Origin of the sequence: Mesorhizobium sp. 113-3-9 (genome assembly GCF_016756515.1) — a bacterium.
Classification (GTDB): Bacteria; Pseudomonadota; Alphaproteobacteria; order Rhizobiales; family Rhizobiaceae; genus Mesorhizobium.
Map to the genome: position 1 here is coordinate 5,637,315 of NZ_AP023246.1, position 21,932 is coordinate 5,659,246.

The 21,932-nt window shown below is 62.9% G+C and carries 22 protein-coding genes; 16 read left to right on the top strand and 6 right to left on the bottom strand.

Features of this window, described 5'->3' with window-relative positions:
• Positions 1–15 precede the first annotated feature (15 nt).
• The 9 genes from MesoLj_RS27685 (at position 16) to MesoLj_RS27725 (ending at position 8,736) form a co-directional block, all read left to right on the top strand.
• Positions 16–2,139: a S9 family peptidase gene (locus tag MesoLj_RS27685; protein ID WP_202323251.1), complete on the top strand. Its 2,124-nt coding sequence runs from the start codon at positions 16–18 to the stop codon at positions 2,137–2,139.
• On the top strand, positions 2,136–2,762 hold the full coding sequence (locus tag MesoLj_RS27690; RefSeq protein ID WP_202323252.1) for a LysE family translocator: 627 nt from the start codon (positions 2,136–2,138) through the stop codon (positions 2,760–2,762). The genes MesoLj_RS27685 and MesoLj_RS27690 overlap by 4 nt, the downstream gene beginning before the upstream one ends.
• Positions 2,763–2,916: 154 nt before the next feature.
• A complete protein-coding gene (locus tag MesoLj_RS27695) occupies positions 2,917–3,306 on the top strand; it encodes an SET domain-containing protein (RefSeq protein ID WP_202323253.1) in 390 nt (129 codons plus the stop codon).
• A 103-nt stretch (positions 3,307–3,409) separates the two neighbouring features.
• A complete protein-coding gene (locus tag MesoLj_RS27700; protein WP_202323254.1) occupies positions 3,410–4,285 on the top strand; it encodes an AraC family transcriptional regulator in 876 nt (291 codons plus the stop codon).
• A gap of 79 nt (positions 4,286–4,364) precedes the next feature.
• Positions 4,365–5,252 (top strand): PhzF family phenazine biosynthesis protein, encoded by an 888-nt coding sequence (locus MesoLj_RS27705; protein WP_202323255.1) that lies wholly within the window; start codon positions 4,365–4,367, stop codon positions 5,250–5,252.
• A gap of 76 nt (positions 5,253–5,328) precedes the next feature.
• Positions 5,329–6,081 (top strand): transporter substrate-binding domain-containing protein, encoded by a 753-nt coding sequence (locus MesoLj_RS27710; RefSeq protein WP_140768682.1) that lies wholly within the window; start codon positions 5,329–5,331, stop codon positions 6,079–6,081.
• 77 nt (positions 6,082–6,158) lie between these two features.
• Entirely contained in the window at positions 6,159–6,815 is a 657-nt protein-coding gene (locus MesoLj_RS27715) for an ABC transporter permease subunit (RefSeq protein WP_202323256.1), read from the top strand.
• Positions 6,812–7,540, top strand: coding sequence for a glutamine ABC transporter ATP-binding protein GlnQ (gene glnQ, locus MesoLj_RS27720; RefSeq protein ID WP_274609137.1), 729 nt, complete (start codon positions 6,812–6,814; stop codon positions 7,538–7,540). The genes MesoLj_RS27715 and glnQ overlap by 4 nt, the downstream gene beginning before the upstream one ends.
• Positions 7,541–7,554: 14 nt before the next feature.
• Positions 7,555–8,736, top strand: coding sequence for a serine hydrolase domain-containing protein (locus MesoLj_RS27725; protein WP_202323257.1), 1,182 nt, complete (start codon positions 7,555–7,557; stop codon positions 8,734–8,736).
• 10 nt (positions 8,737–8,746) lie between these two features.
• Here the strand turns inward: MesoLj_RS27725 and MesoLj_RS27730 are convergent, their stop codons facing one another.
• The 4 genes from MesoLj_RS27730 to MesoLj_RS27745 form a co-directional block, all read right to left on the bottom strand.
• Positions 8,747–9,697: a cytochrome c gene (locus MesoLj_RS27730; protein WP_202327494.1), complete on the bottom strand. Its 951-nt coding sequence runs from the start codon at positions 9,695–9,697 to the stop codon at positions 8,747–8,749.
• A 9-nt stretch (positions 9,698–9,706) separates the two neighbouring features.
• Entirely contained in the window at positions 9,707–10,144 is a 438-nt protein-coding gene (locus tag MesoLj_RS27735) for a c-type cytochrome (RefSeq protein ID WP_202323258.1), read from the bottom strand.
• A 163-nt stretch (positions 10,145–10,307) separates the two neighbouring features.
• Entirely contained in the window at positions 10,308–10,904 is a 597-nt protein-coding gene (locus MesoLj_RS27740) for a superoxide dismutase (RefSeq protein ID WP_056563640.1), read from the bottom strand.
• Between the two features lie 176 nt (positions 10,905–11,080).
• Positions 11,081–11,959 (bottom strand): branched-chain amino acid aminotransferase, encoded by an 879-nt coding sequence (locus MesoLj_RS27745; protein ID WP_140768692.1) that lies wholly within the window; start codon positions 11,957–11,959, stop codon positions 11,081–11,083.
• Positions 11,960–12,114: 155 nt separating this feature from the next.
• Here MesoLj_RS27745 and MesoLj_RS27750 point away from each other — a divergent pair, with 155 nt between their 5' ends.
• A complete protein-coding gene (locus MesoLj_RS27750) occupies positions 12,115–12,774 on the top strand; it encodes a haloacid dehalogenase type II (RefSeq protein ID WP_202323259.1) in 660 nt (219 codons plus the stop codon).
• A 175-nt stretch (positions 12,775–12,949) separates the two neighbouring features.
• A complete protein-coding gene (locus MesoLj_RS27755; RefSeq protein ID WP_202323260.1) occupies positions 12,950–13,780 on the top strand; it encodes a L,D-transpeptidase in 831 nt (276 codons plus the stop codon).
• 84 nt (positions 13,781–13,864) lie between these two features.
• Here MesoLj_RS27755 and MesoLj_RS27760 read toward each other — a convergent pair whose 3' ends face one another.
• A complete protein-coding gene (locus tag MesoLj_RS27760) occupies positions 13,865–15,412 on the bottom strand; it encodes a helicase HerA-like C-terminal domain-containing protein (RefSeq protein ID WP_202323261.1) in 1,548 nt (515 codons plus the stop codon).
• Between the two features lie 301 nt (positions 15,413–15,713).
• Between MesoLj_RS27760 and MesoLj_RS27765 the strand changes: the two genes are divergently transcribed.
• From MesoLj_RS27765 to MesoLj_RS27780, 4 genes are all read left to right on the top strand, one after another.
• The gene (locus tag MesoLj_RS27765) at positions 15,714–17,156 is read left to right on the top strand and encodes a methylmalonyl-CoA mutase subunit beta (RefSeq protein WP_202323262.1); all 1,443 of its coding nucleotides are present in this window, start codon (positions 15,714–15,716) and stop codon (positions 17,154–17,156) included.
• Entirely contained in the window at positions 17,153–19,273 is a 2,121-nt protein-coding gene (gene scpA / locus MesoLj_RS27770; RefSeq protein WP_202323263.1) for a methylmalonyl-CoA mutase, read from the top strand. Before MesoLj_RS27765 ends, scpA begins: the two co-directional genes overlap by 4 nt.
• Positions 19,274–19,348: 75 nt before the next feature.
• A complete protein-coding gene (locus tag MesoLj_RS27775) occupies positions 19,349–19,579 on the top strand; it encodes an AbrB/MazE/SpoVT family DNA-binding domain-containing protein (protein WP_202323264.1) in 231 nt (76 codons plus the stop codon).
• A complete protein-coding gene (locus MesoLj_RS27780; RefSeq protein ID WP_202323265.1) occupies positions 19,576–19,962 on the top strand; it encodes a type II toxin-antitoxin system death-on-curing family toxin in 387 nt (128 codons plus the stop codon). Before MesoLj_RS27775 ends, MesoLj_RS27780 begins: the two co-directional genes overlap by 4 nt.
• Here MesoLj_RS27780 and greA read toward each other — a convergent pair.
• A complete protein-coding gene (gene greA / locus MesoLj_RS27785) occupies positions 19,959–20,432 on the bottom strand; it encodes a transcription elongation factor GreA (protein WP_056563662.1) in 474 nt (157 codons plus the stop codon). The two genes, MesoLj_RS27780 and greA, sit on opposite strands and share 4 nt — an antisense overlap.
• A gap of 120 nt (positions 20,433–20,552) precedes the next feature.
• On the opposite strand from greA, the gene MesoLj_RS27790 reads away from it, so the two are divergent.
• Positions 20,553–21,929 carry a TIGR03808 family TAT-translocated repetitive protein gene (locus MesoLj_RS27790; RefSeq protein WP_202323266.1) on the top strand — a complete coding sequence of 459 codons (1,377 nt, stop codon included), beginning with the start codon at positions 20,553–20,555 and terminating at the stop codon, positions 21,927–21,929.
• Positions 21,930–21,932 lie beyond the last annotated feature (3 nt).

The following is a 21,932-nucleotide window of genomic DNA, read 5'->3' on the forward strand; positions in this document are numbered from 1 at the left end:
CCCCAGCGAGACGCAATGACCAAGACTCCCCGATTTCCGATCGTCAGCCCGCCAACACCCGAGAAGCGGCCGGTTTCCGATACCCATCACGGCATCACGCGAACCGATGAGTACGCATGGCTGCGAGCCGACAACTGGCAGGAGATGTTCAGGGATTCTTCCCTGCTCGATGCGGGCATCCGCGCCGAACTCGAAGCCGAAAACGCCTATCAGTCGAAGCTGATGGCCGACACATCGGACCTGCGGAAGCAGCTTTTCAAGGAAATGAAGGGCCGTATCAAGGAAGACGATTCATCCGTTCCCATGAAGGACGGGCCCTATGCCTATGGTTCTTCCTTCAAGCTCGGCGGCGAGCAGCCGCGCTATTTCCGCATGCCGCGCGACGGCGGGCCTGAGCAGATCCTGCTCGACGGCGACATGGAGGGGGAAGGCAAAGCCTATTTCCGGCTTGGCGGTGTCGACCATTCGGCCGATCACGGCAAGCTGTTGTGGGCCTTCGACGACAAGGGTTCCGAGTTCTACACGCTGCGCGTGCGCGACCTTGCCGACGGCAAGGAACTGGCCGACGAGATCCCCGCCACCGGCGGTTCGGGTGTGTGGAACGCGGGCAATGACGGGTTCTTCTACACGCGCCTCGACCCCAACCACCGGCCGTCAAAAGTGCTGTTCCACGCACTGGGACAAGACCCTGAAAACGACCGCCTGATCTATGAGGAAACCGATCCCGGCTTCTTCATGAATGTCGACGGCACCCGCAACAACCAATGGATCATGATCGGCATCAACGATCACGAAACCTCGGAATATCGCCTGTTGAGCGCCAGCGATCCGTTTGCCGAACCCAGGCTGGTATCGGCGCGCGAAACCGGGCTTCAGTATGAGCTGGAGGAAGGCGGCGACGTCTTCTTCATCCTGACCAATGCGGACGGCGCGAAGGACTTCAAGATCATGACGGCGCCGGCAAGCGATCCGGTTCGCGCCAACTGGCGGGAACTGGTCCCGCATGAGCCGGGCCGGCTGATCCTGTCGGTGATCGGCTTCAAGGACCATATGGTCCGACTTGAGCGCAAGGAGGGCCTGCCGCGCATCGTCGTGCGTGACCGCGCCAGTGGCGAGGAGCACCTGATTTCCTTCGACGAGGAAGCCTTCTCGCTCGGCCTGTCGGGTTCCTATGAATACGATACCGACATCATGCGCTTTTCCTATTCGTCGATGACGACGCCGGCGCAAGTCTTCGACTACAACATGCGCACCCGCGAGCGCATGCTGCTCAAGACCCAGGAAGTGCCGTCCGGTCACGACCCGGACCATTATGTCACAAGGCGGCTGATGGCGCCCGCCGCCGATGGCGAACTGGTGCCGATCTCGCTTCTGCACCATCGCGACACGCCGCTGGACGGATCGGCACCTTGCCTGCTCTACGGCTACGGCTCCTATGGCATTGCCGTGCCGGCCGCCTTCAACACCAACTGGTTCTCGCTGGTCGACCGCGGCCTCGTCTTTGCCATCGCGCATGTGCGCGGCGGCAAGGACAAGGGTTACGGCTGGTACGATGACGGCAAGCGTGAGCACAAGATGAACACCTTCACCGATTTCATCGCCTGCGCGCGCCATCTCGTTGCCGAGCGCTATACCGCGCATGACCGCACAGTCGCGCAAGGCGGGTCGGCCGGCGGCATGCTGATGGGCGCCGTCGCCAACATGGCGCCGGACTGCTTTGGCGGCATCGTCGCCGAGGTTCCGTTCGTCGACGTGCTCACCACCATGCTCGACGCGACCCTGCCGCTGACGCCGCCGGAATGGCCCGAATGGGGCAACCCGATCGCGTCCGCCGACGACTACCGGACGATCGCCGCCTATTCGCCCTACGACAATGTCGCGGCACTCGACTATCCGCCGATCCTGGCGCTTGCCGGCCTCACCGACCCGCGCGTCACCTATTGGGAGCCGGCCAAATGGGTGGCGCGGCTGCGCGACCGCAAGAGCGGCGACAATCCGGTGCTGTTCAAGATCAACATGGATTCCGGCCATGCCGGTGCGTCCGGCCGGTTCTCGCGCCTGGAAGAGATCGCCTATACCTATGCCTTCGCGCTGAAGGTGACGGGCAAGGCGCAGCCTGCCGGGGAGACACTCAAATGATCGACCTGTCCACGTTGATTGCCTATATCGCCGTCGTGCTCGGCTTTGTCTTCATCCCGGGTCCGGCCACGCTGTTGACGATCGCCCGGGCAACGAGTTCGGGAACAAAGGTCGGGATCGCGACCGGCGCCGGGATCGCGGCCGGCGACATATTCCACACTGTCATGGCGATGGTCGGCATCTCTGCGATCATCGCCACGTCGGCGACGCTGTTCAGCATCGTAAAATATATCGGCGCGGCCTACCTCGTTTACCTCGGCATTCGCGCCATCATCGAGAAAACGCCGGCCGATCCCTCTGCCGGCCCGCTCGCCATCTCCGCCGGCAAGGCGTTTCGGCAGGCCGTCCTGACCGAAGTGCTCAACCCCAAGACCGCGCTGTTTTTCCTGGCATTCCTGCCTCAGTTCGTGCGCCCCGAAAACGGAACGGTGATGCTTCAATTGGCCGTATTGGGAGTTGTCTTCGTCGTGCTCGGCCTCTTCAGTACGGTCGTCTTTGCCGTGAGCGCCGGTCGCCTCGGCAGTTTCCTGCGCCGAAATCCGACCGTGCTGAAATGGCAGGGCAAGGCTGTCGGCGGCATCTACTGCGCCCTGGGCGTACGTCTGGCGCTGCAGCAACGCTGAGGGCTCGGGACAGCACGTTCACTTTTGGGTTCGGCGATCATGACTTTTTGAATTCCGCTTTGCTCATTTGCGCTCGCAATTGTGCCAGCCCCGCGCTAACCAGTGCGCGGCTTTTCGCAAGCCGCGCTTGCCATGTATGCTACTGGGGTATGCCATGCTGCTCGTCGACGTCTATCTCGACAAATCGCCGATCCAGGGCATCGGCGTCTTTGCCAAGCACCACATCCACAAGGGTACGCTGATATGGAAGCTCGACCCCCGCTTCGACCGGATCATCGACGTCGAGACGTATGAGGGCGAAACCGGGCCGGTGAAGAACTATCTCGACCGCTATTCCTACCCGGACCGGCGCGATCCGGCCTATATCGTCTTCGAAGCCGACGACGCCCGCTACATGAACCATGACGACGAGCCGAATTGCGATGTCTCCTCACCCGAGGAAACCTTTGCGCTGCGCGACATCGCACCGGGCGAGGAACTGACCTGCAACTACAATCATTTCTTCGAGACGGGCTTCGATTTCCTCGGCGACCGGCACCTGTAGTCTGAAATGGGGACCTGGCCCTAAAGGCCGGGCCTGGAGACTTCGATTGCCCGGCCCCTGTCTCGGCTGCTAGTTTGGGTCTCGAAGAATTCGAGCCCCGGAAATGCTGCGGTCATTCGAGCAACTGCGCGACACGGCAAAGGCCGATCTTTTGATCGCGGCCGACGAGGAGCACGCGACTTTGGCCGGCAGTGGCGCCTACGCGATGCCGTGGCACTGGCACGATTGCCTGATGTTCATCCTGCCAAGCCGTGGAACGGTCGAGCTCAAGCACGAAGACCGGCGCGAAGGGACCTGGCTGTCGCAGGACCGGTTCGCCGTCGTGCCGCAGAACAGGGCGCACGAGACCCGCGCCGGCATTGGCGCGCACCGCCATGTCGCCATCTACGTCACCGGCGCCATTCTGCGCAGGCTCGACCGGGAGATCGGCTCGCTCAGCGAGTTCCATCGGCGCACCCGCGCGACGGTTCTGGTTCGCCGTACCGCCACGGTGCGGGCCCTGCAGGCGCTTTCGCTTCGAAACGGCAGCGGCGCCTATGGCAATCCCGGGGTCAAACATTCTGTGAGTTCCGCCCTGCTCGTTCAATGCATCGCCGAAGTGATGGCCGGCGAGATGATGCCCGGTGCCTCGCATCGGGAACACGGCAAGGCGATGGTCGACGATCTGAAGGAGTTCCTGACCCTTCATGCCGACGAGCAGGTCCCCCTCGACGCCCTGTCGGATCGTTTCGGCGTCTCCAGGCGCCACATCACCCGCCTGTTCCGCGAAGGGACGGGTTTCTCGGTGGGCGAGTTTCAACTGCGTGTCCGCCTCCAGACCGCATGTGAGCTGCTGAGCGGAACCGACCTGCCGATCGGCGAGATCGCCTTCCGGGTCGGCTTCGACAGTGGTGCGGCACTGGCCCACGCCATGCGCCGTGCGGACGGCCGCTCGCCCAGCGATATCCGCAAACGCGTGGCCCAGCCGATCAAATCATAAGGCCCGTTCGAACGCGCGGCACGGTCGCCGCCGCCCTAGGCTCTGCGCAATATCCTGCGTAGCGGTCAGAAGGGTGAGAATGCGTCCCGACGTTCGACTTGTCAGTGTGTTTGCCGCCGGCCCCCACGGAGGCAATCCGGCCCCGATCGTCGTCGATGCCGCCGGCATGTCCGACGCCGAAATGCAGCAGGTGGCGCGCTCCTTTGGCCATGAGAGTGGTTTCGTGCTCCCGCCACCACCCGGATCGGATTGCGATTTCGCGTTCCGCTTCTGGGTGCCCAACCATGAGATGTCGATGTGCGGGCACGCCACCGTCGGTGCGCTGTGGCTGCTGGATCGGCTGGGAAGACTGCCAGGTGATGACCTGACGATCTGGACCAAGAGCGGCCGGGTCGACGCCAGGATTGGCAAGCGGACAGAACACGGTGCGGCCGTAGAGATTTCGCAGCCCGCCGGCACTGTCGAGGCGCTTCCCGATGCCGACAGGAGCCGGGCCGACATCATCGAAATCCTCGGCATTCGGGCGGACGAGCTGGCATCGACGCCGATCCAGAACGCATCAACCAGTCGGGTCAAGACGCTGGTTCCGCTGAACAGCGTGGCGGTGCTCGATGGCCTGAGCCCGGACTTTACCGGGATGGAAGAGCTGTGCGGCCGGATCGGCTCGACCGGCCTTTATCCCTACGCCGTGTTCGACCGGGACGCCCAGATCGTCGATGCCCGCCAGTTCCCGCGTTCGTCGGGCTATCCCGAGGATGCCGCTACCGGCATTGCGGCATCGGCGCTGGCCTTCGGCCTGCTGTCGAACGGGACGATCGAGGCATCGGACCGCCCGATCGTCGTCCGCCAGGGCCGTGCCATGCAACGGCCGTCGGAAATTCTCGTCCGCTTCCGTCTCGATGACGGACATCCCACCGGATGCTGGCTCGGCGGCGCCGTCCGGCTGGAAGAGCACGAGAGCGCGTAGCCATGAACGCCTGACCAGAGGTCCGCAGACACAGCATTGCTCAAAATCAAACCGGTCGTAACCAAAGGGGAAAAAAATGCATCGCAGACAGCTTCTTCAACTCGGCCTTCTCGCCGCGCCCGCGATAATTCTTGCTCGCAACGTCAGAGCCGAAGACGCCGAACTGATCGTCGGCTCCAATGTCGGCAGCCCGCCCTTCGCCTATAAGGACGGCGACCACTATTCCGGCTTCGACATGGAGGTGTTCGGCGAAATCGCCAAGGGCATGAACCGCAAGTGGAAGGTCCAGCCGATGGACTTCGGAGCACTTATCCCAGCACTGCAGACCGGCAACATCGATGCCATCGTCTCGCAGCTGTTCATCAAGCCGGCCCGACAGAAGGTGATCGATTTCTCCGATCCCTACTACCAGAGCGGATTGGTGGCTGTGACCAAGGCCGACAACACGACCATCAAGACATCGGACGACCTTGCCGGCAAGACGATCGGAACCGAGACGGGAACCGTCGCTGTCGACTATATCCAGAACCACATCAAGACCGCCACGATCGACCAGATGCCGAACATCGACAATGCGCTGCTGGCACTCGAGGCCGGACGCACCGACGCAGTCGTCTACGACACACCGGTGTTGATGTATTACGCGAACGGCAACGGCAAGGGCAAAGTCCGGGTGATCCATCCGACACTGGAAGGCCTGGATGTCGGCATCGGTTTCCAGAAGGGCAGCCCGCTCGTCGCGCCGGCGAATGCCGTATTGGCGGCAATGAAGGCAGACGGCCGCCTCAAGGCCATTCGCGAAAAATGGTTCGGACCCGACCAGGCATAAGCGGCCAAATGCCGTGAGAGCAATGACGGCTCTCACGGCTGGTTCTTCGTCCGGCCAACACTTTACTGGACCCCCTGATGACTTTCGAATGGACTGCTATCGTCGACGCCCTGCCGGACCTCTTGCAGGGCCTCGAGCTGACGATGATGATCGCACTCGCCGGCCTCGCCGGCGGCATCGTGGTGGGGGCATTGACCGGCGCGCTCCTCACCTATGGCGGCTGGCTGGCGCAGGCTCCCGCGCAGATCTATGTCGCCCTGATCCGCGGCACGCCGATCACCGTGCAAGTGATGTTCATCTACTTTGCGCTGCCCATCCTGATGAACATCCGCATCAGCGCAATCAATGCCGGCATCCTGACGCTGATCATCAATTCGGGGGCCTACAACGCCGAAATCATTCGCGGCGCACTGGAAAGCGTGCCCACCGGCCTCAAGGAGGCCGGCCTGTCCATGGGCCTGAGCTTTCGCAAGGTGCTTGCCTATGTCATCGCGCCCATAGCAGTCCGGCGCGCGCTGCCGGCCATGGGCAACCAGCTTGTCTCGGTGGTCAAGGACACGTCGATCTTCCTCGTCATCGGCGTCGGCGAGTTGACCAGGCGCGGACAGGAGATCATGTCGGCGAATTTCCGCGCGGTGGAAATCTGGACGGCCGTGGCGGTGATCTACCTCATCGTCATCAGCATCCTTGCCCTCAGCCTGCGGCTTGTCGAACGGGCGGCGCGTCTGCCATGAGCATGGTCGAGTTCAGGAAGGTCTCGAAGCAATTCGGCGCGCATCGCGTCTTGCAGTCGATCGATCTTGCCGTCGATCGTGGCGAGGTGGCGGTGGTGATCGGTCCGTCCGGATCGGGCAAGTCGACCATGCTTCGCTGCATCAACGTGCTTGAGAAGGTGAGCGACGGCGACCTTCTGGTCGACGGCCTCAGCGTGCTTGGCAACCCACGCGACATCAGGCGTATCCGGCTCGAGGCCGGCATGGTGTTCCAGCAGTTCAACCTGTTCCCGCATCTGACGGCGATGCAAAACGTGATGTTCGGGCCCATCCGGTCGCGCGGCAAAAGCAAGGCAGAGGCGCGCGAGATCGCCGCCGCGCTGCTGCGGAAAGTCGGCCTTGGCGACCGGATGCAGCACTATCCGTCGCAGCTCTCGGGTGGCCAGCAGCAAAGGGTGGCCATAGCTCGCTCGCTTGCCGTCGGACCGAAGCTGATGTTGTTCGACGAGCCGACATCGGCGCTTGATCCGGAATTGCGGCAGGAAGTGCTCAGGGTCATGCAGACGCTGGCGACGGAGGGCATGACGATGATCGTGGTGACCCATGAAATGGGCTTTGCAAGGAGGGTCGGCTCCCGCCTGCTGTTCATGGATGGCGGCCAACTCGTTCATGACGGCAAGCCGGCGGACTTGCTGTCGCATCCGCCAAGCGAACGGTTTCGCGAGTTCCTGCAGCACGTTCACTGATGGAGTATCCGGCCATGACGAATGCATCGGCTTTCAAGGCCGCCCACGGATTCGACCGCGACGAGGTCCGTCTTGGCAACTGGCGCGCCGCGCCCTGGAATGTCTGGGCGTTCCGCAATGTCAGCGAGTTCATCCCGACGGCGCGCATTGCGGCGACGCCCGGCCTTGCCGAGGAGCCGGCTGTCAGCCCCGAAGGCCTGCTGCGCCAGGAATTTTCCCTCAACGGCGAGAGGATCACAGTCGCCGAGGCGGTTCGCGAGACGTCGACCGATGCCATGGTGGTGATGAAATCGGGACGCATCGTCGCCGATTTCCACGCGCCCGGCTTCACGCTGCAAAGCCGGCACATCCTGTTTTCAACCAGCAAATCGGTGACTTCCGTTGTCGCCGGCATACTGCAGGATGACGGCTTACTCGATTTCCAAGAGCTGGTGCCGCGCTACGTGCCGGAGCTCAAATCCTCGGCCTATGGCGATGCGCGCGTTCGCGATGTCCTCGACATGCGGGTGAGCCTGGATTTCGAGGAAGTCTATCACGATCCGCGCGGCCCCTACGCGCGCTATCGCCGGGCCGGCCTGCTGGATCCCTCCGAACCCGGCGAAGCGCCCGAGACAGTCGTCGCGTTCATCGCCGGGCTGAAAAAAGGCCGGGGGGATCACGGCGGCGTCTATCACTACGCCTCCCCCAATTCCGACGTCCTGGGCCTCGTCATCCAGGGCGCTTCCGGGCGACGTTTTCCTGATCTTGCCTCCGAGCGCCTGTTCCAGCCGCTCGGCGCCAGGCAGGATGCCTATGTCACGGTCGACCGCGCCGGCACACCACGCACGGGCGGCGGCATCAACATGACGCCGCGCGATCTCGCGCGCATCGGCGAAATGATGCGGCAGGGCGGCGGCGCCAATGGACGCCGCATCGTCTCGCAGTCCTGGGTACACGACACCATTACCGGCGGCTCTTCCCAGGCTTGGGCCGAAAGCACTTCCGCGAGCTGGCTGCCGAAAGGCCGTTACCACAACAAATGGTACCAGACCGGCAACGGCGCCTTCTTCGCGCTCGGCATTCACGGCCAATGGCTCTATATCAATCCGCGGGCCGAGATGGTCATCGCGAAGTTCTCGTCACAGCCCGATGCCATCGTCGACGACGCCAAGGATTTCAATCTGGCGCTGTTCGAAGCGCTGGTGAAAATGATCTGAGCCCGGACGCTCAATTCGCAGCCGGCTTGCGCGCCGGATAACCATTGGGATGCGGCGGTACTGCCTTGAGATAGGCGGCGATCGCCGCGCGATCCCCGGCAGTGAGCTCGGCCATGTTGCGTTGCACGTCGACCATGGCGCCGCCGACGGAATCGAAGTCGGGCGTGAAGCCGGTTTCGAGATAGTTGGCTATATCGGCTTCCGACCAGTTGGCGATGCCGCCCTTGCCCGATGTGATGTTGGGCACGACGCCCGAGCCCTCCGCGGCCACGGCACCCGCCAGCCACTCGCTTTTCTTCGTCCCGCCCGCGAAATCACGCGGCGTGTGGCATTCGCCGCAATGGCCGGGTCCTTCGACCAGATAGCGGCCGGCCATGACCGGATCGGGCGTGCCATCGTGCAAGGCAATGACAGGCTGATCGCTGAGATAGAGCCGTTTCCACAGGCCGATGCCACGGCGGATGTTGAACGGGAATGCCAGCGTATTGGCCGGTGCCTTGCCGGCGACCGCGGGCAGCGTCTTCAGGAAGGCATAGAGATCGGCAATGTCAGACGGCTTCATGCGGGCGTAGGACGCGTAGGGAAAGGCCGGATAGAAATGCTCGCCAGACGGCGACACGCCCTTGAGCATGGCGTTGGCGAGATCCTCGACCGACCATGCGCCGATGCCGTCCTTGGGATCTTGCGAAATGTTGGGCGGAACGAAGGTGCCGAACGGCGTCTTGAGTTCGAGGCCGCCCACCAGTTGAAGCCGCGCATCGCCCTGCGAGCCGGGCTTTGCGTGGCAGGATGTGCAGCCGCCGGCATAGAAAATGCGCTTGCCCCGGCTAGCGTCGCCCGGCCCGAGTTGCGCCAGGGCCGTCGTATCCAGCCTGACCGGCGCCGACAAAAACCAACCGGCGGCCGCGCCGACGCCGCCCAGAACGAGGGCCGCGCCGACAAGCTTCTTCAGCCATGCCATATCAGGCAATCAGCCCTTCTTGATCCTGTAGCCCTGATGGCAGGCGCCGCAATCCGAGCCGAGGTTGCCGACTTGAGCCTTCAGCGCGTCGGCATCGGCGGGAGCCCCGGCGACCGCGGCCTTGACGTCGGCGAGATACTTGTCCTCGGCGGCCTTGAAGCCGGCCGTGTCTTCCCAGATCTTCGGCCCCGCCGTGGTGTCGCCGGTATCGCTGCCTTTCGGGAACAAGGCATCGACGTCGAACTTCTCGGCATTCGCCTGCAGCGCCTGCAACTGCGTCAGCACGGCAGCGGCATCAAAGGGCTCCTCGCCCTTGGCCACTTTCGACAGACCGCCAACGATCTTTCCGCGCTCCTTCATCAGAGCCTGCCGGTCGAGGATCGGATCGGCAAAGGCCGCCGAGCCGGCGAAGGCGAGCGTTGAGATGGCGATGACAAGCTTTCTCATTCATTTGGCTCCATGATGAAGGCATTTCAGGACAGGACGTTAACGGATGTCGCGGACGGATTATTCCCTTCCTTCGAGCGATTTTTGCCGAACGGTGAGTGACTGAAGATCTCGGCTCTCAAAAAGAAAAGCCCCGGAATGCCGGGGCTCTTCTGCGGGTCGATCAAGCTTTCTCGTACAATTCCAGCACGTGATCCCAGTTGATCAGGCTGTCGACGAACGCCTCGAGATATTTCGGCCGCGCGTTGCGGTAGTCGATATAGTAGGAATGCTCCCAGACATCGACGCCGAGGATCGGCGAGGCGCCATGAACGAGCGGGTTCTCGCCGTTCGGTGTCTTCGAGATCGCCAGCTTGCCGTCCTTGACCGAAACCCAGGCCCAGCCCGAACCGAACTGTGTCGTGCCGGCCGCGATGAAGTCGGCCTTGAACTTGTCGTAGCCGCCGAGATCGCTGTCGAAAGCCTTCTGCAGCGCACCAGGCAGCTTGTTGCCGCCGCCGCCCTTCTTCATCCACTTCCAGAAATGGATGTGGTTGTAATGCTGCGCGGCATTGTTGAAGAGGCCGGCATTCTTGCCGAACGACTGCTTGACCACCTCTTCGACCGACAGATCGCCAAGGCCCGCCTCGGCGGCCAGCTTGTTGCCGTTGTCGACATAGGCCTTGTGGTGCTTGTCGTGGTGATACTCCAGCGTCTCTTTCGACATGTAAGGCTGCAAGGCCTCATAGTCATAGGGCAGAGCGGGCAATTCAAAAGCCATGGGTAGTACTCCCTCGTGGAAAAATCCGGTGTCGATACCGGATTAAGATAGGTCTGGATTGAGCTGGAACAACTCCGGAAGTGAAGCGCCGGTTCCCTTTCTAAGCGGGTTCCGGAAAAAGTCACACGGTTTTCCTGCGGTGAGGCGTGCAGCGACAAAAAGGCCAGACCGGCGCGTCAGCCAGCCGATTTCGAATGCGCCCATTCCCAATAGAGCTCACGCGCCTTCTTGGCCACCGGTCCGGGTTGCAGGTTGCGATCCTCGATGCGCGTGATCGGCACCACCTTGGAGTGGTTGCCGGTCGAAAAGATTTCGTCCGCTTCGAGGAAGTCGCGCACCGACAAGGTCTTTTCGGTGGCTTTGAATCCGTACTCACCGAGCAGATTTATCGTGCGCGAACGCGTGATTCCGGACAGGAAGGTGCCGTTCGGCGCCGGCGTAAAGACATGTCCATCCTTGACCAGGAAAATGTTCGAGGTCCCGGTCTCGGCGACGTTGCCCAGCATGTCCAGAACCAGCGCATTGTCGAAGCCGCGCATCTTGGCTTCGAGGATGGCGCGGCCATTGTTGGGATAGAGGCATCCGGCCTTGGCATTGGTCGGCATGGTTTCGATCGTCGGGCGCCGGAACGGCGACACCGTCACCGAAAAGCCGGACGGCGAGATCATTGGCGATTCATAAAGGCAGAGGCAGAAACGGGTCGATGCGGGATCGGCCGGCACGCCCATGTAGCCGCCATGCTCGGCCCAGTACATCGGCCTGATATAGACCGCCGTCTTGCCGTCGAACTTCTTCAGCCCATCCCAGGTCAGCCCGACGATCTGTTCGGGCGTCATGTTCGGCTTGAGGCCAAGCGCGATCGCCGAGGCGTTCACCCGCTTGGCATGGAGGTCGAGGTCGGGCGCCACGCCCTCGAACCAGCGCGCCCCGTCGAACACGCTGGTGCCGAGCCACATCGCATGGCTGCGCGGCCCCAGTATGGCGACATTGCCCTCGTACCAGTTCCCGTCGACGAAGGTCCATGTCGCGGATTGCGCCGCTGCCGCCAGTGTCATTGCGTTGTCCCGTTCCAATCAATGTTGTGTGACAACATTGGATGATGCTTTGGCCGCCGCCGTCAACGGGCATCGGGGAGTTTTGTTGAGGCCAGCGGCGGGCGCGGTGCAATCAAGGCTTGCACCGCGCCCCGCCTCGCCTCAAAACTGTCGCCATGCACTACGCCGCCTATGTTTTCGACGCCTACGGCACACTGTTCGACGTGCATGCCGCCGTGCGCCGCCACGCTGACCAGATCGGGCCGGACGGCCAGTTGCTGTCGGAGATCTGGCGCGCCAAGCAGCTCGAATATTCCTGGGTGCGCACGCTGATGGGCGCCTATGCCGATTTCTGGCAGCTGACCGAACAGGCGCTCGACTTCGCCTTGCGCAAGGTCCCGTCGGCCGATTCAAGCCTGAAGGCCAAGCTGCTCGAAGCCTACTGGCGGCTGGATTGCTATCCTGAGGTGCCCGCCGTGCTGAAGGCGCTCAAGGCCTCGGGAGCCAGGCTGGCGATCCTCTCCAACGGCTCGCCCGAAATGCTGGAAGCGGCCGTCAAATCCGCCGCGCTCGACCAGGTTCTGGACGACATCTATTCCGTCGACGCGGTGCGCCGCTTCAAGACCGATCCGGCGGTCTACGACATGGTCGCCACCGGCTGGCGCCTCTATCCCGGCGCGGTGTCCTTCCAGTCCTCCAATCGCTGGGACATTGCGGGGGCCACCAAATTCGGTTTCCGGACGGTGTGGATCAACCGTTCGAACCAGCCCGAGGAATATCGGGACTTCCCGCCAACCCTGATCCTGCCGACCCTCGAAGCATTGGTCACCGCCTAAGCTGCGCCTCTGTTGCCCTGACGCCACAGTGGCAGCGCGGTCACAGCTTCGCCTTTGTTTGTCCACGTTCGGGCCAGAATCGGAACCGCCTATCGCGCCAAGTGTTGTCAGGCACCTGCAACGGCGATCGGCGCATTGACGCTTTGTTGCGATTTGAGTCTTAAAGAAGGCAGTCATGTCCATAACCGAAATCGAATCCTATCGCCTGAGCCGTCGCGGCTTCCTCAACGCCGCAGCATTAGGCGCCGCATCGATCGCGGTTTCCGCATGCGCCACCACCGGCCCAGGGCCGGCCGAGCCACCGCCGCCGGCCTATGTCGAGCCGCCGCTTGCCGATTATGCGTCGATGTACGCGGCCGTCAGCGATGGCGGCTTCGACCTGCCGGCCATCCCCGTCGACAGGATCGATCCGCAGTTCCTGCGTCAGATCGTTCCCGACCCGACCGGGCAGAAACCAGGAACCATCGTCGTCGATACGACAGGCCATTTCCTCTATCTGGTTCGTCCGGGCGGTCAGGCGATCCGCTATGGCGTCGGCCTTGGCCGCGCCGGCTTCGAATGGTCGGGCGACGCTGTCGTCCAATGGAAGCAGAAATGGCCGAAATGGACGCCGCCGGATGAGATGATCGCCCGGCAGCCGGAACTGAAGCAGTACAGCGCCGACAATGGCGGCATGCCCGGCGGGCTGAAGAACCCGCTAGGTGCCCGTGCGCTCTATCTCTTCCAGGGCAATGTGGACACGCTTTACCGCCTGCACGGCTCGCCGGAATGGCGCTCGATCGGCAAATCGGTGTCATCGGGCTGCGTGCGCCTGATGAACCAGGACATCATCGACCTCTACGACCGCGTGCCGTCGAAAAGCCCGGTCATCGTGACCAGCGATGCGAGCCAGCCGATGGTGGCGGCGGCGACCGCGAACCACAAGGCCATCCCGATCGATGCCGGCGTGCCGGACGGATCTGTCCTGCTCGGCCCCGTGAAAGCGGTCACGAACGCGATCTTCTGATCCGGCTTCGCCCAGGGAATATGCTCGGCGCCGCGTGTCCAAGGGACGCGCGGCGCTATAAGCATAGACTTTGCTGCCCCGGGCTCAGCGCCCTCGCGACAGGCTGCCCAGGATCCCACGCACGATCGCACGTCCGACCGACGAGCCGACCGAGCGCACCACCGACTTGATCGCCGCCTCGGCGACCGTCTGGCGATTGGAGGGGCGCGGTGCCGGTGCGCGGCGGCCACCCGACTGCGGTGCGGGATCGTCGTTGCCGAAGCCCGGAATTGTCCAGCGCGAGCCGCCGGTGCCCGCCTGCTGCGCCTGCGCTTCGGCGTCCTGCGCGTCCTTGGTCTTCTTCTGCAGAATCTCGAAGGCCGATTCGCGATCGATGACTTGGTCGTACTGGCCGGAGACGGGGCTTTCCGCGACCAGCTTTTGACGCTCGGCGGGGGTTATGGGCCCAAGCCGCGACGACGGCGGACGGATCAGCGTGCGCTGTACCATGGACGGCACGCCCTTGGCCTCCAGCGTCGAGACCAGCGCCTCGCCGGTGGCGAGCTGCGTGATGGTGGTGGCGCAATCGAAGTCGGGATTGGGGCGGAACGTTTCCGCCGCCGTCCGCACAGCCTGCTGCTCGCGCGGCGTATAGGCGCGCAGAGCGTGTTGAACGCGGTTGCCGAGCTGTGCCAGCACCTTCTCGGGGATATCGAGGGGATTCTGCGTGACGAAATAGACGCCGACGCCTTTCGAACGGATCAGGCGGACCACCTGTTCGACGCGGTCGATCAGCACTTTCGGCGCCTCGTCGAAGAGCAGATGCGCCTCGTCGAAAAAGAACACCAGCTTCGGCTTGTCGGGATCTCCCACCTCGGGCAGTTCCTCGAACAGTTCCGACATCAGCCAGAGCAGGAACGTCGCGTAGAGCCGCGGGTTCATCATCAGCTTGTCGGCGGCCAGCACGCTGACGGCGCCCCGGCCGTCACGCGTGGTGCGCATGATGTCGGAAATCCGCAGAGCCGGCTCGCCGAAGAAGTTGGCCGCGCCCTGTTGCTCCAGCACCAGCAGCGTGCGCTGGATGGCACCGACCGATGGCTTGGTGACATTGCCGTAGCGGGCGCTGATCTCGTCGGCGCGCCCGGCGATGTTGGCAAGCAGCGCCTGCAGGTCCTTGAGGTCGAGGAGCAGCAGGCCCTCTTCATCGGCAATGCGGAAGGCGATGTTCATGATGCCCTCCTGCGCGTCGGTCAGGTTCATCAGCCGCGACAGGAGCAGCGGTCCCATTTCCGATATCGTCGCGCGGATGGGGTGGCCTTGCTCACCGAACAGGTCCCAGAAGATGACGGGGAATTCCTGGAAATCGTAGGGCTCGAGCTTGACCTGTGCGGCCCGCTTGACGAGAAAATCCTGAGCCGTGCCCATCATGGCGATACCGGACAGGTCGCCCTTGATGTCGGCGCAGAACACCGGCACGCCGGCATTGGAAAAGCCCTCGGCCAGGACCTGCAAGGTAACGGTCTTGCCGGTACCGGTGGCGCCGGTCACCAGGCCATGGCGATTCCCGTACTGCAGCAGCAATTGCTCCGGACGCTGATAGCTGTCATCGGGCTTGCGGCTGGCGCCGATGAAAATACTGGTGTCGTCAGCCATATTTCGGGTCTCCGCAAACTGATGTGTCTAAAAAGCCAGCCTTTGCCCGAAGGTATAGTAAGGCTGTTGCACAGCGACAATGCTAATCGTCCAAATTGCCCCAATCGGACCTATCGCCGAAATCGGATTTTGGAACTTGCGGATTTTGCTGGTGTTTGGCAATCGTTCATGGTCCGCCCACCCAAGCTGACCTATATCAAATGGATCGAATTCAAACCCTGGACGCGCATTGCGATAACCGGCCGGGGACCCTAGACTGAGCTGCTCCGGGCTGGTGCGGCGACATAAACGAGGAAGATGGATGGGCGCTGGAGCCTTGACCAGGGATGTTGAACCGGCGGATGCCGAACGCCAGCGATGGCTGGCCTTGGCGGAAAAAGCGTTGGCCGGCGCATCCTTCGAGGAAAAGCTGGTTTCGCACACCGACGACAGCATTCGCATCGAGCCGCTCTATGACCGTGCGGCCGGGGCCGAGCCGATCGTGCGGGCGAATCCTCGCTCGCCGTGGATTGTCAGCCAGCGCGTCGACGATCCCGACGTCGATCGTGCCAAGGCCCAGGTCCTGGATGATATCGCGCAGGGAGCGACAGGATTGTCGCTCGTCTTCGAAGGTGCGCCGAACGCATTCGGCTACGGCTTGCCGAGGACCGCGCAGGCACTGGAGACCGTGCTGGAGGGCGTACCCCTCAACCGGATGCAGATCCGCATCGACACCCACCCGTGGAGCCGGCCGATGGCCGACTGGCTGGTGGCGTTTCTGAGCAAGCGCCGCTCCGATCCGGCAAAGCTGAACCTGTCCTTCGGCATCGATCCGGCGGCGATCCTCGCCGGCACCGGCCGGCTGCGCATGTCGATCGAAGCGCTGCAGGAATCGATGCCGCAATCGCTGGCGCATTTCTTCTCGATGGGCGTACCGGGCGTGCTTCTGGAAGCGGACGGCCGCGTCTTCCACAATGCCGGCGCCACGGAGGCGCAGGAGCTCGGGATCATGCTGGCTTCCGCGGTTTCGTATCTTAGAATGTTCGAGAAGGCGCGGCAGCCGCTCGTCTATGCCGCGCCTCATATCGGCTTCGCACTCAGCGTCGACCAGGACCAGTTCCTCTCCATGGCCAAGGTACGGGCCCTGCGCAGGCTTTGGGCACGGGTGCAGGAGGCTTGCTCGATCCCCAATTCCACGGCCAACATCCATGCCGAGACATCATTTCGCATGATGACGACATTGGACCCGGAGACCAACATCCTGCGCACAACGATCGGCTGCTTCGCGGCGGCCGCGGGGGGAGCCGATTCGATCTCCATCCTGCCGCATACGATCGCGCACGGCCTGCCGGCTCCCTTTGCCCGCCGCGTCGCACGCAACGCGCAACTGATCATGGCCAATGAAAGCCATGTCGATCATGTCGCCGATCCCGCCTGTGGTTCCGGCGCGGTCGAGGCGCTGACATCAGATCTTTGCGAAGCCGCCTGGGCGGAGTTGCAGACGATCGAGGCCGAAGGGGGGATACTGTATAGCCTCCGTGACGGGCACATCCAGAAGCGTGTTCGCGCCGCCGCCACTCGTCGCGACGCCGCCTTCAAGTCCGGCGAGCGGGCCATCATCGGCACCACACTCTATCCACAGAAGACCGAGCGCCCGGTCGAGACACTGGACGCAAAGCAGCGGCCGGCTTTCACCGAAGGTGTCGTCCTGTGCGAACCGCTGTTTCCGGCCCGCATCGACCAATCCATCGGGGCGGTCTCTTGATTCCGGATTTCAGTCAGATCGGCTGGGCGCCGCCGCGCCGCGCACCGTTCGAGGTCAAGGGCCAGCGGGTGACGCCGGAAGGGCTTGTCGTCAAGCATCTCTACAATCAGGGCGACCTCAAGGGCTTGCCGTATCTCGACACCTATCCGGGCTTGCCGCCCTTCGTGCGTGGCCCCTACCCCACCATGTATGTCCAGCAGCCGTGGACAATCCGGCAATATGCCGGCTTTTCGACAGCCGAAGAGTCCAACGCCTTTTACCGGCGCAATCTTGCCGCCGGCCAGAAGGGCCTGTCTGTCGCCTTCGATCTCGCCACGCATCGCGGCTATGACAGCGACCATCCACGCGTCGCCGGCGATGTCGGCATGGCTGGCGTCGCCATTGATTCCATCCTCGACATGCGGCAGCTCTTCGACGGCATTCCGCTCGGCGACATGACGGTGTCGATGACGATGAACGGCGCGGTGTTGCCGATCATGGCGCTCTATATCGTCGCGGCGGAAGAACAGGGCGTTGCGCAGAAGGATCTGGCCGGGACCATTCAGAACGACATTCTGAAGGAATTCATGGTCCGCAACACCTACATCTATCCGCCGAAGCCCTCGATGCGGATCGTTTCGGACATCTTCTCCTACACGTCGAAGAACATGCCGAAGTTCAATTCGATATCGATTTCCGGCTATCATATGCAGGAGGCCGGCGCGACGGCCGACCTGGAGCTCGCCTATACGATCGCCGACGGCATCGAATATGCCCGCGCCGGTGTCGCGGCGGGCCTCGACATCGACCGCTTCGCGCCGCGCCTCTCCTTCTTCTGGGCGATCGGCATGAACTTCTTCATGGAAGTGGCCAAGCTCAGGGCCGCGCGCCTGCTGTGGGCGACCCTGATGAAGAAGAATTTCGCGCCGAAGGACGAACGCTCGCTGTCGCTGCGCACCCATTGCCAGACTTCCGGCTGGTCGCTGACGGCGCAGGACCCCTATAACAACATCATCCGCACCATGATCGAGGCGATGGCCGCGACTCAAGGGCATACCCAGTCGCTGCACACCAACTCGTTCGACGAGGCGATGGCGCTGCCGACCGATCATTCGGCGGGTATCGCCCGCAACACGCAGCTCATCCTGCAGAAGGAATCCGGAACCACGCGCACCATCGATCCGTGGGGCGGGTCGACCTATCTCGAACGACTGACCCATGATCTGGCGGCGCGCGCATTGAGCCATATCGAGGAGGTTGAGGCTCTCGGCGGCATGGCGGCGGCGACCGAACAAGGCATTCCCAAGCTGCGCATCGAGGAAGCAGCGGCGCGCACACAGGCGCGCATCGATTCCGGCGAGCAGATGCTGGTTGGGGTCAATGCGCATCGCCCCGAGAACGACATCGAAGTCGATGTGCTGAAGATCGACAATGCCGAGGTCAGAGCCCGGCAACTGTCGAAGCTGCAGCGGCTGAAAGGCACGCGCGAGGTCGCTGCCGTGGAAAGCGCGCTCGACGCACTGACCCGCGCCGCGCAAGGCAACGAAAACCTGCTCGAATTCGCCATCCGCGCCGCGCGCGCCAATGCCACGGTCGGCGAGATTTCGTTCGCGCTGGAAAGGGCCTTTGGCCGCCACGTCGCGACGGTACAGACCATTTCCGGCGTCTACCGCAAGGCGCTTGGCGACAGTCCGGTGGTCGACGGGCTGCAGGACAAGATCAGCGCTTTCGAGAAGAAAAACGGCGGCAAGCCGCGCATCCTCGTTGCCAAGATGGGACAGGACGGCCACGACCGTGGCCAGAAGGTAATCGCCACCGCTTTCGCCGATCTCGGCTTCGACGTCACCGTCGGCGCGATGTTCCAGACACCGGAAGAGATCGCGAAACTGGCGGTCCAGCATGACGTCCATGTCATCGGCGCCTCATCGCTGGCGGCAGGGCACCTGACGCTGATCCCCGAATTGCGCGACGCGCTGAAGAAGCTTGGCCGCGGTGACATGCTGATCGTGGCCGGCGGCGTCATCCCGCCGCAGGACTACGACGCGGTGCTGCAGGCCGGGGCGGCGGAAATCTTTCCGCCAGGCACGGTTATTCCGGAAGCGGCGGACCGGCTGATGGACCGGCTGCTGGCGGGCTGAGTAAAGGTTGTTATAATTTCCGTTGCAACAGCACAGACAGCAAGTTATAATCCACGTTGCAACAAGGTACTTTTTATGAACACGATCATTCGAAAGATCGGCAATTCCGAAGGCCTGATCCTGCCGAAAGAACTTCTCGATCGCCTGAATCTAAAGGCGGGTGACAGTGTGGTCGTTGTCCAAGAGGGTCAGGAGCTTCGATTGCGCCGTCTTGAGGATTCTGCCGAAGAGTTCGAGCGCAAGATGAAAATCGCGCGCGAGCGGATGAAGAAATACGAGGTTGCCTATCGCGCGCTGGCGAAATGATCGAACATCATTCGCGGGAATTCGTGGAGGCGATGCACGCCGAACAATTACGCCTTCACGGTGGTGCGCCGGGTATACGCGATGAAGGCATGCTTGAATCAGCCTTGGCCAGATCCCGGCAGAAAGAGGCCTACGGCGAGCCGGATCTTTGTGAACTGGCAGCCGCCTATCTCTTCGGCATCGCCAAGAACCATCCGTTTGTCGACGGCAACAAGCGCACCGCTTTCGCGGCGGCGGACTTGTTTCTCTACTTCAACGGATTCAGCCTTGAGGCCGAGCAGGCGGACGTCATCCAATTGGTGATGATGGTCGCTGCCGGCGAAATCGACGAAGCAGGGGCAGCGGCTTTCTTCCGCGACCATCTCGTCAAGCTTGAAGACTAACTATCCGAAAGCTTGACGATTTCCCATTCCTTGCCGTTGACCGCGGCCACGTCGCCGACCTTCTTGCCGAACAGCGCGACGGCCATCGGCGAAACGTGCGAAATGCTGCCCTTGGTGGGATCGGCCTCGTCCTCGCCGACGATCTTCCAATGCACTTTCTTGCCGTCATCGCCTTCCAGCGTGACACCCATGCCGAAGCGGACGACGTCGCTGCCGGGCTCCGGTACGGACAGTTCGGCGCTCTCCCGCCGCGCGGTCCAGTAGCGCAGATCGCGTGACACGACCGCGATGCGCTCGCGGTCGGCTTTCCGCTCGGCTTTCGCCAGAACGTCGCGCAGATCGGCCAGATTGTCCTCGATCTGCGCCAGGCCGCGTTCCGTCACAAGATTGCGGTGCGGGCTGATCGGCCGCTCGCCGACGCCGGCGATGGCGTTTTCGCTGTCTTCTTCGCGGGTAAAAGCTCTGCTCATTGCCTGAACTTAGGCGCCGAATGGCTGCTCGACAAGCCATTGTCGATACCTCGTCGAGTGGAACAGGACGTCTGGCACGATTCCTGCGGTGTCAGGGTAGAACACTGGGATTGTGTGCCGATGTTGAACAGACGGACCCTGCTGACGCAAACCGCCGGCTTTGCCGTGATAGGCCTTGCGCTTGGCAAGGCGGCGGCCGCCAGCCTGACCGGCATCGAAAAAGCCTCGATGCGCGGCTCGATCAATGCCACCGAACTTGGCGTGCAGCCCGGGACATTCGACGACCAGAGCAAGGCCTTTGCCAAGCTGCTGCGCGACGCGAACAGCAGGGACATACCGGTGTTCCTGCCAGCGGGCACCTATGTGGTGTCCAATCTCTCGTTGCCCAGCCGCGTGCGTCTTTCCGGCGTGCCGGGGGCAACGCGGATCGTCTATGGCGGCGACGGCCACCTCTTCATGGCTGAACAGGCCGACCATATCGAACTCGCCGGGCTGGTCTTCGACGGTTCGAACCGCTCGATGGGTGACTATGCGCAAGGGCTGCTCGATCTGCGCCGGGTCGGCCATCTCGTCGTCGACAATTGCCAGATAACCGGAAGCGGCAAGAACGGACTGGCGCTGGAACATGCGGCGGGCCGCATCGAACGCTCCGACATATCGGGCGCGGCAGACGCCGGCATCTACTCGGTCGAAGCGGGCGGACTGGCAATCACCGGCAATGCCGTCTCCGACTGCGCCAATGGCGGCATCCTCGTGCATCGCTGGCAGGCGGCGGAAGACGGCACGATGGTCACCGGCAACCGCGTCGAACGCATCGGCGCGCGCAGCGGCGGGACCGGCCAGAACGGCAATGGCATCAACGCCTTCCGTGCCGGCAACGTCATCATTTCGGGCAACGTCGTCTCGGATTGCGCTTTCTCGGCGATCCGCGCCAACAGTTCCAGCAATTTGCAGATATCAGGCAACACCTGCTCACGCTCGGGCGAGACCGCGGTCTATTCCGAATTCTCCTTCGAGGGCGCCGTCATCAGCAACAACATCGTCGATGGCGCGGCAAACGGCATCTCGATCGTCAACTTCAACGAAGGCGGCCGCATGGGTGTCTGCTCCGGCAACATCGTGCGCAATCTGTCGACCAGCGGTCCCTACACCGCCGATCCGCCCGGATTCGGCGTCGGCATTGCCGTCGAGGCCGACACCACCGTTTCCAACAATGTCATCGAAAACGCGCCGCTCTATGGCATGTCGATCGGCTGGGGCCCGTATCTGCGCAATGTGGTGGCCACTGGCAACATCATCCGCAAGGCAGGCACAGGTATCGTCGTCAGCGTGGTCGAGGGTGCCGGCACGGCCGTCATCTCCGACAACGTCATCGACGGCACGCTGAACGGCGCCGTCATCGGCCAGCGCTGGGCGCAGCCGGTGACGGCAGACCTGACCCAGTCAAGCAACAGCGGCTTTGCGCATCTGACCGTCGAGCGCAACCGCGTCAGTTGAGAG